Below are 17,282 nucleotides of genomic sequence, written 5' to 3'. Positions count from 1 at the left end.
ATAACATTATGAGAAAAATCAAATCATTACTATTATTCACTAACAACTATCCTCTTAATTATGGAGATAGTAGTTTCATTCAGCCAGAAGTAAAGCATTTATCTGAAATTTATGAAAATGTTTATATCATTAGATTTTTTAATAGTAAAACGTATCCTGTTCTAGAAATGCCAGCTAATTTTCATATTATAGAAGCAGGCTTCAATAATAAGTTTGAAATTGTACTTAAAGGACTCTTTAATACATCCTCTTTATGGAAAACCATAAAAATCCTTAAGCAAGAATATCCCCATCTCAAGAAATTAGCTCACTTTAAACACCTTATTTTTGCTATTCTAACTGGACGATATTTTTCTTCTAAAGTAAATCATTTTCTTAAAAACCAAGATTCTAATACTCAATTTGATGCGTATTTATTTTGGGGTATGGGAAGTGGTTATGCCTTACCATGGATTGATCAGACAAAATTACATAAAAGCTGGATTAGATTACATGGTGGAGATTTGTATTTAGATAGGCAACATGGTTATCTTCCTATTAGATTCAGTCTTTTTGAATCTAGCCATCATATTATTACTATATCAAAGCAAGGGGCTGAATATCTCAATTCCACATATCCAAATTGGAATTTAAACCATAAAATTAGCACGAATTATTTAGGTACTGAATTTCATGGCAGCTCATCCAATCAAAAAGAATCTGATTCCTATGTTATTGTCAGCTGCTCCAGCATTATCCCTTTAAAAAGAGTTGATCTAATTTATCAGTCAATTAGACTGGTTTCTAAGTCACTAAAAATTACTTGGCATCATTTTGGTGGTGGTACCGATATGCCTAAATTAAAGTCATTAATAGAAACTGACAATTACAACCCCGATATGCTCAATATCAATCTACATGGTCAAACAAACCATAACGATATTATTGAATTTTACAAAAACAATCATATAGATTTATTTATAAATTTAAGTGAAACAGAAGGTATTCCTGTAAGTATTATGGAAGCAATTTCATTTAATATTCCAGTAATAGCAACCAATGTCGGGGGAGTGAGTGAAATTATCCATTCAGAATTTAATACTGGGATACTCGTATCTAAAGATGTAACTTCTGATCAAGTTAAAAATCATATTCTAAATATGAAGAATCAAAAATTTACACCTTATATATATTGGGAAGAGAATTTTAATAAAGATAAAAATATTTTAAATTTAATTCAATATTTAAATTTATAACTGTTATATTAAGATAAATAAAATAGCAATGTACTCATTGCTGATTGCATAAGGTAATGGTAATACCCTTTTAAATAAATGAAGCAGTAAATAGAATTTTCTCGTAATCTATACGTAGGAGATTTTACATGAAACAATCACGATTTACCGATGGCCAAATCATTGCTATTTTGAAATAAGCTGAGTCAGGAATGCCAGTACCTGAAGTGCGCCGAGAGCACAGTATCAGCTCAGTCACCTTTTACAAATGATGATCCAAATATTCAGGTATGGGCGCTTCATTGATGGCCAGAATGAAGAAATTGGAAGCAGAGAACGCTCACTTAAAAAAGATGTATGCCGAAGAGCGACTCAAAACTGAAATTATTCAGGAGGCCATAGTAAAAAAATGGTGAAGCCGCCTTCCCGTAAAGAAGATGGCATCTGATGCAATCGAACACAAAGCTGTCAGCATACGTTTTACCTGTACCACCATCCAAATCAACGAAATGTGTTATCGTTATCAGCATCGAAGTGGAAATGATAATGCATTGATTGCCAAAGCTATCGTTTATTGAATGTCATTGATGATTACAAGCGTGAAGGTTTAACAATGGAGTTGGGTTTATCATGGCCAATGAGTCAAGTCATTCGCACTGTGAACCAAATCTTGGAGTATCTTTTGGCACCCAATGCCATCAGATGTGACGATGGGCCTGAATTTACCAGCCATGAGTTCCAAGCTTGAGCAGCACAAAAAGGTATTAGGATTGAATACATTCAACCTGGCAAACCACAACAAAACGCCTATATTGAACGTTACAATCGTACCATGCGGTATGGATTGTAAAGCAATACCTGTTTAATAACTTGAACGATGTTGAAGACATGCCACTCGTTGGCTGTGGTTTTACAACCACGAAAGGCCTCATCAAGCCAACGGCGGCAAGCCGCCATTGATGAATGTTTGATTCTACTAATCCTCTCCATTAAAAATGGGAGAGTTACCGTAGATTACCATCATTGATGACTTTTTAATTCTACTGATTCTATCTATTTAAAATAGGAGAATTACCTTGGTCATTATATTTTCAACATTTTCTAAATCAGTAGTGTATAAAAATCATGAGCTCGTTAAAAATAAAACCTAAAAAAGCTATTGCAATTAGCATTTTATTCTTTTTGTTAATTCTATTTTTATCAATTTACATATCTAAAGATGAGCTATACTTAAGCAATTATACTTGGTCAATTTTTTTTACCAGTATTGTTGTATTAATTTACATCTTAAGATTTACTAACTCAGTACCCTTAAGTAATTTATATTCTATTTTCTTTATATCATTTTTACTATTTATTGGTGGCAGATTTATTGCGACATTACTTAATCCTCAAAGTGATACATTCTTTTTAGATTTTTTTATCACATATAGACTCAATGATTTTGAAATTACTCAACTGATGATGACCATTTTTATTTCAATGATATCAATGGAGCTAGGGTCATATTTAGCCTACACATCTAAATCGAATAGCATTAATCCATCACATATCACCGAAGAAAATAAACCTTCTAAGTATATAATTATTGTCTGCCTATCAGTAATATTTTTACTAACGCTACTTCAAATAAAAAATAATCTAGAACTAGTATCTAAACTGGGGTATATCGCATTATATGCTAGCCAAAGCGAAGCAATCCAAGCAAGCTGGAGCTCACTACTCATAACTTTTACTTATGTATTTTTAGGCATTACACTCGTACATAGTACACGAAGAATCAAATTACTTTATCTTACTCTATTTGGATTAAGTTGCTTAACTCAAGCCTTTATTGGAGTCCGCGGTGCATTAGTAATTTATCTACTATTTTTAATTTGGGTTATGAATGACTACGGCAAAAAAAAACCTAATCTATTATTTATCATACCTTTTATGATTTTAATTGCTGGTTTCGTTACGTATATCATACCTATGTTTAGTATGCGCCACCTATCTGAAGAAGAAAGCTTTCTGATCCAAATCAGTGATTTTTTCTATTCTCAAGGTACAAGTTTAATGATTTTTGATGCCTCAACAAAACTTGAAAGTTATTCTGCTATCCCAGTTCTACAAAGTTTCATTCCTGGATCATCATTTCTGATTGGCTTAATAAGTCATGAACTACCTAGCTACTATATTAGCTTTGGCCGATATTTATCCTATCAGTTGAATCCTAGCTTATATAATCAAGGTTTCGGTACAGGCTGGTCCTTATTATCTGATTTTCATGTATTTTCTGGGGGCGTAATTGTCATTTTCAGTTTATATAATTTTATTTGGGGATTTTTTATTAATAAGTTAGAGGTACTTTCAAACCACAATCAAACTTATAAAAGAATTTTAATTACCATTGCACCTTCCGTTATTTTTATTCCTAGGGCGGGAATCTCATCTATTATCCCGCTGATTATTTATGCCACAATAATTTATACTTTAATTAGCACTTCTAAGAGAAAACAGAAGAAACAGTAATCTGCTAAAAAGTTATATTCTTCCTTAATAATCGATGAAAAGCTATTAATTATCTTCTAAGAAATATATGAACCCAAAATTAAAAATACTTCATAGCGCAGCGCTATTAACTCCTTCTGCAGGTATGTTAAAACAAATGAATTGGGAGCAAAAGTCTGCAAATCAACTCAAACTTGATTGGACAACAGCAATGTATTGTCCATCGGGGTCGAATCAACATACTATTTCTAAGTCCGATCAAAATATTTGTGTTTTTGACTCGGAAATTAATCACACGCCCCAAACAACTAAAATCAATAAAATATTAAACTGGTATAAATTAAGGAAAAATTATTACAATTGGCTGAAAATGCAATCTTGCGACATATATTTATTACGTTATTATGTGCATGATATATGGCAATATCAATTTATTAAAAATTCATCAAAACCAGTATTATTAGTACACCACTCATTTGAAGTACCTGAACTGTTATTACCAAATAACAATCAAGCAAAATTACGTGGTTTTCTAGAAAAACAAATTGGTAAATATAGCCTTCAATCTTCTAGTGGAATTATTGGAGTAACAGAAGAAATAATACAACATGAGTTAAACCGCTTAAATACAGTAGAGCGCCATGATAAAAATAGTTTTCTTTATCCTAATGGTTATCACGTAAATAACAATCAAACTCTTTATGATAATAGAAATCCCCAGCAAATTAATTTAATTTTTATTGCTAGCTATTTTGACTCTTGGCATGGATTAGACCTACTACTTGCAAATATTAAAAAATCAAATTTAGATTTCAAGCTACACTTAGTTGGAAAACTATCTGAACATGACTACAAAGTAGCTTCTACTGATAATAGAGTTATTATGCATGGATTGCTTTCAAAAGAAGAAATTAGTGCTTTATCCTATCAATGCGATGTGGGTCTTGGGTCTTTTGCACTATATAGGAAAAACATGCAACAAGCATGCACACTAAAAGTAAGAGAATACCTAAGTCTAGGAGTACCTGTTTATACAGGACATCAGGATATTTTCCCAGAAAATTTCCCATACTATAAAAATAGTTTTCCTGAAATTGATAAGATATGCGGCTTCGCTATAGAAATGCGAGAAGAGAAACGCACTATCATTCAAGAAGCAGCACTGCCATATTTAGATAAATCTCAACTATTAAATCAGCTATATCAAAACTTAATTACGACATATACATACAAATGAAAAAAATTATTATTCTTGGTACTACGGGTTATTCTATGACTAACTTTAGACTATCACTTATAAAAGATTTAATCGCTAGCAATTTTGAAGTGTATTGTTTGGCCAATGACTTTAATGCTGAACAAATGAATATACTTAACGAAATTGGCGCTATTCCAGTACATTATCCAATCAATCGCTCAGGCTTTAATCCCTTTCAAGATGTTATTAATACATTTCATCTTTATAAAATAATTAAAAAAACTAATGCCGATATTATTCTTAGCTATTTTGTAAAGCCTGTTATTTATGGAACTATTTCAGCATTTTTTGCAAAAGTGCCTAAACGATTTGCCATGATTGAAGGCCTCGGCTATTTTTTTACTGAGCAACCTCAAGGCTCCTCAACTAAATCATCAATTATCAAAAAAATACAGGTAATGCTATATAAAATCAGCCTACCTCTAAGCCAAGGTACTATTTTTTTAAACCATGATGATGAAAAAGACTTATTACAAACATATAAAATTTCTGTACCTAAAACTTTAATTATCCCTGGCATTGGTCTAAATACTAGCGAATACCCATATAACCCACTCTCATCTCCTGGCTCACCACTAAGCTTTTTATTCATTGGACGCTTATTAAATGAAAAAGGAATTAACGAGTTTATTGATGCTGCGAAAATAATCAAAAATAAGTATCCGAATATTATTTTTAAAATCGCTGGCAGTATTGATGTTAATAACCCTGGAAGTATTACAGAAAATCAATTGGATACTTTAACAAAAGCAAATACAATTCAATTTCTAGGCCAAGTCAATAATATTCAAGATGTCATTTCCCAATCTGATGTATTTGTACTCCCTTCATATAGAGAAGGTATGCCACGCAGTACTCAAGAAGCAATGTCAATAGGGCGAGCTGTCATTACAACAGATGCACCAGGCTGTCGAGAAAGTATTATCCACAAGGAACATGGTTTCATTATTCCTAAATGGTCAGTATCAGAATTAGTGAATGCAATAGAATTTTTTATTAAAAATCCAGACGTAACTATTGATATGGGCAAACAAGCCCATCTTTATGCAAAATCTAATTACGATAGTAAAATAACAAACAATATAATCATAAATTTTATGAAAAACTAAACAAAATATTATGGAAACTAAAATGTGCAAAAGGGTCGTTGATTTCCTAATAGCTTTAATAGGGCTTATTATATTAACACCTGTTTTTTTATGCTTATATTGGCTCATTTATAGAAATTTAGGGTCTCCTGTTATTTTTTCTCAAATACGACCGGGCTTAAATGGTAAACCTTTTAAAATGTATAAGTTTAGAAGTATGTTAAATGCTACCGACAGTAATGGTAACGCCTTACCTGATTCAGAGCGTTTAACACCATTTGGTCAAAAGTTACGTTCAACCAGTTTGGATGAATTACCAGGATTATGGAATGTACTTAAGGGTGATATGAGCTTAGTCGGTCCTAGACCGTTACTAATGGAATATTTACCACTATATAACCAAGAACAATATCGTCGTCATGAAGTACGTCCTGGTATTACGGGCTGGGCACAAGTCAATGGACGTAACGCCATAAGCTGGGAAGAGAAATTTAAATTAGATGTTTGGTATATTAATAATCAATCATTTTGGCTAGATATTAAAATACTTTTATTAACTGTAAAAAAAGTATTTATTAAAGAAGGCATCTCAGCAGAAGGTGAAGTCACAATTAGCAAATTCACTGGTAGTAAAAATGACTAAATTACTGATATTAGGAGCAGGCGGTCATGGAAAAGTTATAGCAGATACTGCAGAACAGACCAAAGCTTTTGATGCCATTGCTTTTTTAGATGATCGTTTTAATGATGGTCTCAATAATATCTTGCATTGGCCTATTCTTGGAACAATTTCAGATTTAAATAAAATTAGTTCAAACGAATACGCCATTGCTATTGGTATTGGCAACAATAGCATACGAGCTGAATTTTTTGAGTTAGCCATATCTTTGAGTTTTGATATTCCAAACATCATTCATCCAACAGCCTATATCAGCCAATATAGTACCTTAGGTCAAGGTTCAGTTTTTTTTGCTCATAGTGTTGTCAATATTAATGCCCAAATTGGAAATGCCTGCATTATCAATACCTCTGCCAGTATTGACCACGATTGTGTCATTGGAGATTTCTGCCATATTAGCCCTGGTGTACATCTTGCAGGAGCCAGTCGCGTTGGAGATAGAAGTTGGCTAGGAATTGGTTCTGTTACAAAACAACAAGTTGAAGTGGGACAAGACTGTGTCGTTGGAGCAGGTGCAGCGGTCATACAAAATGTTTATAATAACTCTATCGTCATGGGCGTACCTGCCCGATTGAAAAGCTAAAAATCATGTTAAATACCAAATTATCACCATGGCCAAGTTTTAGTCATGAAGAAGCTGATGCTGTTAAAAATGTCTTACTCTCTAATAAAGTCAATTATTGGACTGGTCAAGAATGTCGTCAATTTGAGCAAGAATTTGCTAAATACATCAACACCAAATATGCTGTTGCTCTTGGCAATGGTACGTTGGCGTTAGATGTCGCATTGAAGGCATTGAATATTGGTAACGGTGATGATGTCATTGTGACCTCTCGTACATTTTTAGCTTCAGTTTCAAGCATTATTACCACTGGTGCCAATCCTATTTTTGCTGATATCGACTTAAACAGTCAAAATATTACTGCTCAAAGCATTGAAGCTGTTTTAACACCCAATACCAAAGCCATTATCGTTGTTCACTTGGCAGGTATGCCTGCTGAAATGGATGACATCATGGCTTTGGCTGCACAACATAATTTGTATGTCATTGAAGATTGTGCACAAGCTCATGGTGCTGTATATAAAGGTCATCCTGTAGGATCCATTGGTCATATCGGTGCTTGGTCTTTTTGCCAAGACAAAATCATGACCACAGGCGGTGAAGGTGGTATGGTCACAACCAATGATGAAAGTCTATGGAACAAAATGTGGTCATATAAAGACCATGGTAAAAGTTATGATGCCATTTACAATCGCACCCATCCAGCAGGTTTCCGCTGGTTACATGAGAGTTTTGGTACCAATTGGCGCATGATGGAAATGCAAGCAGTCATTGGACGTATTCAATTGCGCCAAATGCCATTATGGACACAGCAACGCCAACAAAATGCAGCGCGTCTCACTCAAGTGTTGCAAGCGTTCAAATGCATTCGCTTGGTCGAAGTGGCTGATTATATTGAACATGCACAATACAAGTTTTATGCATTTGTTCGTCCTGAAAACCTTAAATCAGGTTGGAACCGAGACCGAATTGTATCTGAAATTGCCGCTACTGGTTATCCTTGCATGCAAGGCAGCTGCTCAGAAGTTTATCTAGAAAAAGCCTTTGATAACACGCCTTGGCGTCCTGAAAAACGATTACCCAATGCAATTGAATTAGGCGAAACCAGCTTGATGTTCTTGACTCACCCATCCATCACCGATGAGGAAATGGATGCTTATATCGACATCATTCACTCTATCATCACTCAAGCCTGTGCAGATTAATTTATGCGTTACAATGCTATTTTAACTTTACCGCGCTCAGCTAAAAAAGCCGTATTCATTGCTCATGATATTATCATGATTTGTTTGGCTTTTTGGTTTGCTTATTTGGTACGTTTTACGTTTGAATTAGCACCCCTCTTGTCTGTGCCTAATTGGATTGTTTTAGGTGTTACACTGATTGTAACCATCACCACCTTTATTAAATTAGGATTATATCGAGCAGTGATTCGCTATGTCGGGACCAAAATGATGTTTATCTGCCTTGTAGGCAGTAGCATTTCAGTCTTGGCATTGGTCATTATTGGATTTTTTAGCAATTTTCCACTTCCTCGTAGTGTACCTATTTTGTATTTTTTTGTTTTACTGGTAGGTACTATCAGTTCTCGTTTGATAGTCCGTGAATGGATTCGGGAGAGTTATCTCGATAAAAATACGCCAGTTATCATTTATGGCGCAGGACAATCTGGTACCCAATTACTAGAAGCCATACGCCAAGTAGAGCACTATTATGCAGTGGCTTTTGTGGAGCTATAGTCATTTCTGGTGTATGACGAACAAATGAAGAAGGCGTATCCTGTTGATTGATTTCCGACCAAAGATTTCAACCAACAAAAGGAATACGCCATGACTGATTCTAACCCAAATGCATTCGTACAACCACAGCAAACATTCAATGACCCATTGACCGATTTGCTGCGTCAGGGAGCCAGGGAGTTGATTGCCAAAGCAGTTGAAACCGAATTGCAGATTTTGCTGGAGCAACACTCACCCAAGAAACTTCCCGATGGTCGCCAAGCATTGGTCAGAAATGGTTATTTGCCGGAACGAACAGTGCAGACTGGCATTGGTGATGTACAGGTGAAAGTGCCGAAGGTACGAGATCGCAGTGGTGACGGTGTGTGTTTCAACAGTCAATTGTTGCCGCCTTATTTGAAACGTACCAAAAGCATCGAAGAATTGCTGCCATGGCTGTATTTGAAAGGCATTTCCACAGGTGACCACCAACAAGCTTTGGCGGCTGTATTGGGAGAGCAGGCCAAAGGCTTGTCAGCCAATACCATCAGTCGTTTGAAGCAACATTGGACGGACGAACATCGGCAATGGAGCCAGCGGGATTTAAAGGGCAAACGCTATGTGTATTGGTGGGCCGATGGCATTTACAGCAATGTGCGATTGGACGATAGACTGTGTTTGCTGGTCATCATTGGTGTGACTGATCAAGGACATAAAGAGTTGGTGGCGGTTGAAGATGGTTATCGGGAATCTGAAGTCAGTTGGTCAGAAGTGTTGATAGGCTTGCGTTTGAGGGGTTTGGAAACCAGTCCAAAATTGGCGGTCGGCGATGGTGCGTTGGGCTTTTGGAATGCCATGGCCAAGTCTTATCCAGACACCAAACATCAGCGCTGTTGGGTGCACAAAACGGCCAATGTGTTGGCAGCCGTACCCAAATCGGTACAAGGCAAATTGCGAGAGGCTTTGAAAGAAATTTGGATGGCCGAAACCAAAGAAAGTGCAGAACAAGCCTTCAAACAAACAGTGGCTCGCTTTGGTGACAAATACCCCAAAGCCATTAACAAACTGGTGAAGGATGAAGAAGAGTTATTGGCATTCTATGACTTTCCAAATGTGCATTGGACGCACATCCGCACCACCAACCCGATTGAATCCACGTTTGCTACCGTACGATTGCGTAGTAAGCGGGCTAAAAACTGCGGTTCCAGAGAAACCACTTTGGCGATGGTGTACAAATTATTGGAAACGGCCCAAAAGCGTTGGCGCCGGATTCAAGGATTCAACTTATTGACCTTGGTGGTCAACAACGTCATCTTCAAAGATGGCAAGCAGGAAGACGAGCAATCAACAGAGAAAGCGGCCTGAATGCCATACACCAGATTTGACAATAACTCGGGTTATCTCTTACATCATCGGTTTGTCAGATGGATTGGTTTCTTTATTGCCTGCTGAGTGGCAGCCGCGCGTTTTAGTCGGTCATGATGTGCCTGGTTTTGGCTTAATCATTGCCGTATTGGTATTGTTTTTTACTGGTGTGTTTGGTGCCAATGTCATTGGCCGCAAAATCATTGAAATGTGGGATGCGATGATGGGGCGCATTCCAGTGGTTAAATCGATTTATTCGAGCACCAAAAAAGTGTCTGAATCCTTGTTATCCGATTCCCGCCAATCGTTTAAAACCCCATTGTTGGTGAATTTTCCTCATGGACAGGTTTGGACAGTGGCATTTGTTTCAGGCTCAGTGCCGCAAATTTTGCTTGATACACTGCCTGAAATTGATGCCGATGATGAATATTTGAATGTGTATGTACCCACCACACCGAATCCAACGGGTGGTTATTACATCACTGTTAAAAAATCGGATACCAAAGCACTCGATATGAGTGTCGATGATGCGTTAAAATACATCATTTCTATTGGTATGGTCGGTCCTGATGGGCGCGAACCAAACGAACAGCAAGAAGAGCCGCTGTCAAAATAAATGACAGCCATTAATTAAGGAAGAACATGCGTACCAATTATTGTGGTTTGATTAACGAAGCTTATTTAGACCAAACTGTAACCGTAAAAGGTTGGGTACACCGTCGTCGTGACCACGGTGGTGTAATTTTCATCGACTTGCGTGACCGTGAAGGCATGGTACAAGTGGTGATTGACCCTGATACCCCAGAAGCCTTTGCATTGGCTGATCAATCTCGTAACGAATACGTATTGAGCATTACAGGCCGCGTGCGCAGCCGTCCTGAAGGCACTAAAAACGCACGTATGATTTCAGGCGGTATTGAAATTTTGGGCAAAGAAATCGAAATTTTGAATGCAGCGGCAACGCCTCCATTCCAAATCGACGAAGAAAACATTTCTGAAAACGTGCGTTTGACCAATCGTGTGATTGACTTGCGTCGTCCTGTGATGCAAAAAAACATGCGCATGCGCTACCAAGTGGCCATGGGTGTGCGTCGTTATTTGGATGACCAAGGCTTCATCGACATTGAAACACCTGTATTGACTCGCTCAACGCCAGAAGGCGCGCGTGACTATTTGGTGCCTAGCCGTGTGAGCCCGGGCGAATTTTACGCTTTGCCACAATCACCACAATTGTTCAAACAATTGTTGATGGTGGCAGGTTTTGACCGTTACTACCAAATCACCAAATGTTTCCGTGACGAAGACTTGCGTGCTGACCGTCAGCCTGAATTTACCCAAATCGACTTGGAAACTTCGTTCTTAAATGAAAACGAAATCATGGACATCACCGAAGGCATGGCGAAAAAAGTCTTCAAAGATGTTTTGAACGTAGAACTGGGCGATTTCCCACGCATGCCGTTCTCTGAAGCGATGTTCAAATACGGTTCAGACAAACCTGACATGCGTATCAACTTGGCATTCACTGAATTGACCGATTTGATGAAAACGGAAGAATTCAAAGTCTTCCGTGGCGCAGCCGATATGAAAAACGGCCGTGTTGTGGCTTTGCGCGTGCCTAATGGCGCGAAATTCAGCCGCAAAGAAATCGACGAATACACCAAATTTGTGGGTATTTATGGTGCCAAAGGCTTGGCATACATCAAAGTCAACGATGTGACCAACTTGAGCAACGGTGAAGACAGCGGCTTGCAGTCTCCAATCGTGAAATTCTTGTCTAACGAAGCTTTGGCTGAAATCATCGCACGCACCGAAGCGCAAAACGGCGACATCATTTTCTTTGGCGCAGACAAAGCCAAAGTCGTGAACGAAGCCATTGGCGCATTGCGTATCCGCGTGGGTAAAGAACACGGTTTGGCCAACGGCTACTTCGTGGACGAATGGCGTCCATTGTGGGTGGTTGACTTCCCAATGTTTGAATACGACGAAGATGACGACCGTTGGACTGCGGTTCACCATCCGTTTACCGCACCAAAACCAGGTCATGAAGATTTGATGGATTCTGATCCTGAAAACTGCTTGGCACGTGCTTACGACATGGTGTTGAATGGTTGGGAAATCGGTGGCGGTTCTATCCGTATTCACCAAGCCGACATCCAAGAAAAAGTGTTTGCGGCGTTGAAAATTTCTCCTGAAGAGCAACAAAACAAATTCGGTTTCTTGTTGGATAACTTGAAATTCGGCGCACCTCCTCATGGTGGTTTGGCATTTGGTTTGGATCGCTTGGTAGCGATGATGACTGGCGCTGAGTCGATTCGTGATGTGATTGCCTTCCCGAAAACCCAACGTGCACAAGACTTGTTGGTTGACGCACCGAACTTGGTTGACGAGAAACAATTGAAAGAATTGGGCTTGCGCTTGAAAGTGAAACAAGCAGAAGAACCTAAGGCTTAATGTTTTAAGGTTTTGAGTGTTTTAAAAGCGTCCTGTAAATGGTTACAGGACGCTTTTTTACTCATTTAAACCAGTTTTAATGTATTCATCCCAATCTTTGTTAATATCAAATGGATCTTTTGTGGTTTTAAGGCAAAATTGGTTATAGGGAATATACTCCCAATTTCCTCTCCTGAAAGTACTGGCTTCTATATACTTTTCAGTTACCAGACTTAGTGATTCAAAGAAGCTTAATACTTCGTTTGACATATCTTCACTGATATTAAGGCTTACAGTTAAGATAGGATTTAACCATCTAAATTGACCATGCTCATCTCGATCAGCTAAAGATGTTTTTATATATGCTTCGATAGAACTACCATTTTCATGTTGTACGTTATTATCAAAATATTGTGTAAATTCATAAAATATATGCACAAAAAGAGGTGTTTGATTGTCAATACGAGGATTGAATAATTTGTATAAGAGAACGTAGTTTCTACTAATGTTATGGTTAATGTGCAACAGACTAAAGCGGTTGAGAGTCTTTGTAATCTGTCTGATAGATTTATTATGAACAGTTGCAAAAATTAAAGCCAAATACTTGTAATGTGTCATTTCATTTTCTGAAAAGCCAAGCTCTGTGAGGATTGTAGAAATGATTTTTAAATACTCATCTTTTCTGTCTACATTTTTTGGACGCTCTAATTTAATTGAAAAATCCACAAACTTATCCAAATACGCTTCGCCTGCCGCTTCGTTATAGCCAAATTGATGGCAAATCGTTGCTTGCAATTGGGTCTTGTCTGTCACCAATACAAACACAATATTGGGAATGTCAAAAAAATGTTTGATGCGTTCAATCAAGCGTACTGAAAACAGCGGATTGCAGCGGTCTAGTTCGTCAATGATAAAAACCAAAGGCTTGGGATTTAAGTCGTTATCGGCTGCCAATTTTTGCAAAGATTGCTTGAATGAAACCAAAGTCTGCTTTTCAGTCTCATGATTTTCCAAGCGTTCTTTGATAGCGTCCTGTAATTTTTCTTGCAGTGCTTCGCCCATACCTTCCATGGCTTCTTTGGCATCATCATGAATGACATCTTGCGCTGCTGTCAGGGCATCTTGGACGTTTTTGCCTAAATAGCCTGCACCTGTCAAAAACATACCTAGGCTGAATAATAACTTTGGCATTTCAGGCAATAAGGCTTTGGCAGCATCAATGGTCTGTTTTTTGAAAGTTTTAACCAATTCATTGCTAGAATCCACTTGTTCAAAAGCATGGCTGATTTCTGCTGCCAAAACCATGAACGGGTCATCCAAATAATCCTGCGCAAACGCATTCAAATAAATCACATTGTGCGGATTGTCTTCTTTTTCTAAATATTTTTTCCAGTGTCTGACAAAATAGGTTTTGCCTTCGCCCCATGGGGCATCGATTGCCAAAACCGCACCGATTTTTAAGCGGTCAATATAGCCAGTCAAATGTTTGGCTAGAGTTTCTCGACCCAATAAATCATCTCCAAAAGGTGTGACTATATTTTCATAATCAGCATCTTTTTGTAGATTCAATTGATTGGTCGTATTTTCAGCAGCTTCAGACATTTTGAACTTTCAAAAATAGATGCTTGATTATATGCCATAAATATAAAAAAGCGTCCTGTAAACATTTACAGGACGCTTATATTCATTTTTGAACCGTTATTTTGAGCCAGCCTTCCATTGAAAGCCAAAGTGGTAATGTTGGTCTAGGAATTCTTGGTTTTTAAAATACTTCACTTCTCGTTGGGCTTGAATGCTGTTGTTGGTATTGGTTAATGCCACAATCGCACAGGTTCCTAGCGGCGAAGATTCGGTCAGTTGTACTTCAATGGGGGCTTGTTGGGGGATTTGTATGGTGACAAATGCATCGGTGCTGGCCCAATTTGGCACGCCTTCATAAATAAAGGTGTATACCACAATGCGCTCAATTTGATCCCAACAATTGCCATTGATGTACAACCATTCGCCATCGCTCGATGCGCCTGTGCGGTCATCGCCTTGCAATTGCATCAATGGCGGCGCATTGTATTGACCAAAACGCTTGCCCAAAGCCTGTACCAAATCAATATGACCATTTTTAAACTGAATCATGGCACCCAAATCAAGGTCGATGCCTTTGGTTTTGGCAAATGGATTGAATCTGCTCGGTTTTTTCGCATTTTCAGGGTTGCGGTTCCAGTTTAAATTGATGGCGATGCGACCAAAACGCCCGTCATTTTTAGACAAATTGATGGAAGGGCGACTTTTATCCAAGGTGATTTTGGACAAATTGATGGTAGAAGCGGGTTTGGGTGTTTCAACAGGCGGCGGAGGTGCGCTTGGCGTTGGCTCATTGGCAATCACGACACCAAAATGTTCGGCCAAAGGTTGTAAGCCACCATTGAAACCTTGATCGACAAAGCGGAATTTCCATGTGCCTTTGTGGTTGTAGATTTCTGCCAAAATCAATGCTTTTTCAGTTTTAGACGCACTGTTTACCAAAGCCGTGGCTGTAATTTGATTGTGACTGCAAAGCTCGATTTGGATATCTTGCAATGCGCTGATATTGGCTTGACCATCTAGCGTGGCACACAAGGCGATTTTGCCCACGCTGCTGTCCAATAAATTGGTATTGACATGCAATGTGGTTTCAAACGGTGATTTGTGTGCAGATTCTTGTAATTCGACACTTTTATTGGCAGTGTGTGTTTGACCATAAAAAATCATGTCTGCATCACCACGCACTTTGGATGTTGATGCATCTAGAATATAAGCGGTAATATCTAAACCAAGATGAGAAGGTACAGACGTTTTGATTTTGACCATTACATCCGAATTTGGAAGTGCCAAATTGGCGCCAGCGGTAAGTTGCATTCTATTTCCCTTAATAATCTGATGAGTTTTGGATTCACTGCTTTGGAGTATTCAAACTTTGAGTCTACCTTAATTTGCCCTAGAAAGAGTTAAAAACCATACCAGTCAATTGAATAGAGGAGTCAGCTACAATGCAATCATTAAGCAATGGCCAAAAACAGCCGCTGAGCCATTTATTGGGGTCGCAGCAGCAGTTTGAAATTCGGATGCAATTTCAAGCACCATTTGTAATGGATTATTCTTGTTTTGGTTTGAATGAACAAGCCAAATTACTGCATGATGATTACATGACTTTTTTCAATCAGCCACAATCGCCTCATGCTGAAGTGTGTTATCAAAAAAATGGGCAGGCAGAATCTTTCAAATTCGATTTGACTAAAATACAAGCCGCTTCGCCACAACGTTATGTCATTTTTGCCACGCTAGACCATCCTACAGCCGTGATATCACAGGTTGCGCAAGGCAAAATTGAGCTGGTAAATCAAGGGCAGGTGGTGGCGGTATATACATTTAAGCCTGAACAATTTGCAGCTGAAAAAGCGGTGATGTTTGTGGAGGTGTATCAAAAAAGTGGTGTGTGGCGTTTGGGTATGATTGGACAAGGTTTTAATGGTGGTTTGAAGGCTTTGGTCGAGCATTTTGGTGGCGAAGTGGCACAAGAGTCTGCTCCTGTGACACCAGCGCCAGTGGCATCCAATATTGATTTGCGTAAAAAATTGGTGTTGGATAAAGTCGCCCATCAAGCACCGCAATTGCTGGATTTAACCAAAAAATCGCTCATTTCGTTAGAAAAAAAGAATTTGCTCAATTTGAAAGCCCGTGTGGGTTTGGTGTTAGACCGTTCAGGTTCGATGTTTAAACAATACCAGCAAGGCGATGTGCAAAAAGTGATAGATCGGGTATTGCCTTTGGCACTGAATTTTGATGATGATGGCAGTTTTGAATGTTGGGCTTTTGGTCGCAATACGGTGCAATTAGACGATGTGTCTATGAAAAATGTGCGTGATTATACCAACCGTTCCAATCGGGGTTGGCGCAATTGGGATGTCGGTCCTGCGGTCAATTATGAGCCTGAAGCCATTGAGAAAGTCATGGCGTATTATTCTCGTTTTAACGATGGCATTCCCACTTATATTGTCTTTATTTCCGATGGTGGTGTTGGTGAGAGCCGTAGAATTACCCGTTTGATTTCTGAAGCAGCAAGACTGCCTATTTTTTGGCAATTCATTGGCATTGGTGGGCATGGCTATGGCATTTTAGAAAAGTTGGATGAGATGTCAGGGCGTTTTATCGATAATTGTAATTTTTTTGCGCTAGACCATATTACGCAAATATCGGATGAGCAATTGTATGAATGCTTGTTAAAAGAGTTTCCGCAGTGGCTGACAGAAGCCAAGCAAAAAAATATTTTAAGATAATCATACGCTGCGTTTGCTGTAGTGAGTATTGCAGCCAGATTATTCCCATCCAACAAGCGTCCTGTAAGCATTTACAGGACGCTTGTTTTCATAGGTTTGATTGAATATACAACAGATGGAAGTATGAAGAGATGAAAGTAATGACTTGATGGTTAATAATTGATT

General features: G+C 38.2%; 14 protein-coding genes and 1 pseudogene. 13 read left to right on the top strand and 2 right to left on the bottom strand.

Going from position 1 to position 17,282, the window contains the following annotated elements; genetic code table 11:
- Positions 1 to 8: 8 nt before the first annotated feature.
- The 12 genes and pseudogenes from ADP71_RS01355 to aspS all read left to right on the top strand — a co-directional run bounded on the left by ADP71_RS01355 (position 9) and on the right by aspS (position 12,828).
- Complete coding sequence (locus tag ADP71_RS01355; RefSeq protein WP_019958311.1) at positions 9 to 1,235, top strand: glycosyltransferase; 1,227 nt, start codon at positions 9 to 11, stop codon at positions 1,233 to 1,235.
- A 128-nt stretch (positions 1,236 to 1,363) separates the two neighbouring features.
- Positions 1,364 to 2,185, top strand: a pseudogene (locus ADP71_RS01350) (integrase core domain-containing protein).
- A gap of 154 nt (positions 2,186 to 2,339) precedes the next feature.
- The gene (gene wzy / locus ADP71_RS01345) at positions 2,340 to 3,728 is read left to right on the top strand and encodes an O-antigen polysaccharide polymerase Wzy (protein WP_019958306.1); all 1,389 of its coding nucleotides are present in this window, start codon (positions 2,340 to 2,342) and stop codon (positions 3,726 to 3,728) included.
- 67 nt (positions 3,729 to 3,795) lie between these two features.
- Positions 3,796 to 4,944 (top strand): glycosyltransferase family 1 protein, encoded by a 1,149-nt coding sequence (locus tag ADP71_RS01340; RefSeq protein ID WP_171460833.1) that lies wholly within the window; start codon positions 3,796 to 3,798, stop codon positions 4,942 to 4,944.
- Positions 4,941 to 6,074 carry a glycosyltransferase family 4 protein gene (locus ADP71_RS01335; RefSeq protein ID WP_040755745.1) on the top strand — a complete coding sequence of 378 codons (1,134 nt, stop codon included), beginning with the start codon at positions 4,941 to 4,943 and terminating at the stop codon, positions 6,072 to 6,074. The genes ADP71_RS01340 and ADP71_RS01335 overlap by 4 nt, the downstream gene beginning before the upstream one ends.
- A 10-nt stretch (positions 6,075 to 6,084) precedes the next feature.
- Entirely contained in the window at positions 6,085 to 6,696 is a 612-nt protein-coding gene (locus tag ADP71_RS01330) for a sugar transferase (RefSeq protein WP_155970465.1), read from the top strand.
- Complete coding sequence (locus tag ADP71_RS01325) at positions 6,689 to 7,315, top strand: acetyltransferase (RefSeq protein WP_171460832.1); 627 nt, start codon at positions 6,689 to 6,691, stop codon at positions 7,313 to 7,315. The genes ADP71_RS01330 and ADP71_RS01325 overlap by 8 nt, the downstream gene beginning before the upstream one ends.
- Before the next feature lie 5 nt (positions 7,316 to 7,320).
- The gene (locus tag ADP71_RS01320) at positions 7,321 to 8,499 is read left to right on the top strand and encodes a DegT/DnrJ/EryC1/StrS family aminotransferase (protein WP_019958301.1); all 1,179 of its coding nucleotides are present in this window, start codon (positions 7,321 to 7,323) and stop codon (positions 8,497 to 8,499) included.
- A 3-nt stretch (positions 8,500 to 8,502) separates the two neighbouring features.
- Positions 8,503 to 9,033, top strand: a complete 531-nt coding sequence (locus tag ADP71_RS01315; RefSeq protein WP_237343029.1) for a nucleoside-diphosphate sugar epimerase/dehydratase — start codon at positions 8,503 to 8,505, stop codon at positions 9,031 to 9,033.
- Positions 9,034 to 9,123: 90 nt separating this feature from the next.
- Positions 9,124 to 10,377: an IS256 family transposase gene (locus tag ADP71_RS01310; RefSeq protein ID WP_104931213.1), complete on the top strand. Its 1,254-nt coding sequence runs from the start codon at positions 9,124 to 9,126 to the stop codon at positions 10,375 to 10,377.
- A gap of 16 nt (positions 10,378 to 10,393) precedes the next feature.
- Positions 10,394 to 10,993 (top strand): DUF502 domain-containing protein, encoded by a 600-nt coding sequence (locus tag ADP71_RS01305; RefSeq protein WP_237343028.1) that lies wholly within the window; start codon positions 10,394 to 10,396, stop codon positions 10,991 to 10,993.
- A 26-nt stretch (positions 10,994 to 11,019) separates the two neighbouring features.
- Positions 11,020 to 12,828, top strand: a complete 1,809-nt coding sequence (aspS, locus tag ADP71_RS01300) for an aspartate--tRNA ligase (RefSeq protein ID WP_171460830.1) — start codon at positions 11,020 to 11,022, stop codon at positions 12,826 to 12,828.
- Between the two features lie 57 nt (positions 12,829 to 12,885).
- Here aspS and ADP71_RS01295 read toward each other — a convergent pair whose 3' ends face one another.
- Positions 12,886 to 14,376, bottom strand: coding sequence for a KAP family P-loop NTPase fold protein (locus ADP71_RS01295; protein WP_171460829.1), 1,491 nt, complete (start codon positions 14,374 to 14,376; stop codon positions 12,886 to 12,888).
- Between the two features lie 129 nt (positions 14,377 to 14,505).
- Positions 14,506 to 15,714, bottom strand: coding sequence for a TerD family protein (locus ADP71_RS01290; RefSeq protein WP_257793075.1), 1,209 nt, complete (start codon positions 15,712 to 15,714; stop codon positions 14,506 to 14,508).
- A gap of 116 nt (positions 15,715 to 15,830) precedes the next feature.
- On the opposite strand from ADP71_RS01290, the gene ADP71_RS01285 reads away from it, so the two are divergent.
- Positions 15,831 to 17,117: a VWA domain-containing protein gene (locus tag ADP71_RS01285; protein ID WP_171460828.1), complete on the top strand. Its 1,287-nt coding sequence runs from the start codon at positions 15,831 to 15,833 to the stop codon at positions 17,115 to 17,117.
- Positions 17,118 to 17,282: the final 165 nt, after the last annotated feature.

Origin of the sequence: Vitreoscilla sp. C1 (genome assembly GCF_002951955.2) — a bacterium.
GTDB classification, from domain to species: domain Bacteria; phylum Pseudomonadota; class Gammaproteobacteria; order Burkholderiales; family Neisseriaceae; genus Vitreoscilla; species Vitreoscilla stercoraria.
This window is presented reverse-complemented; position numbering and strand designations above follow the sequence as displayed.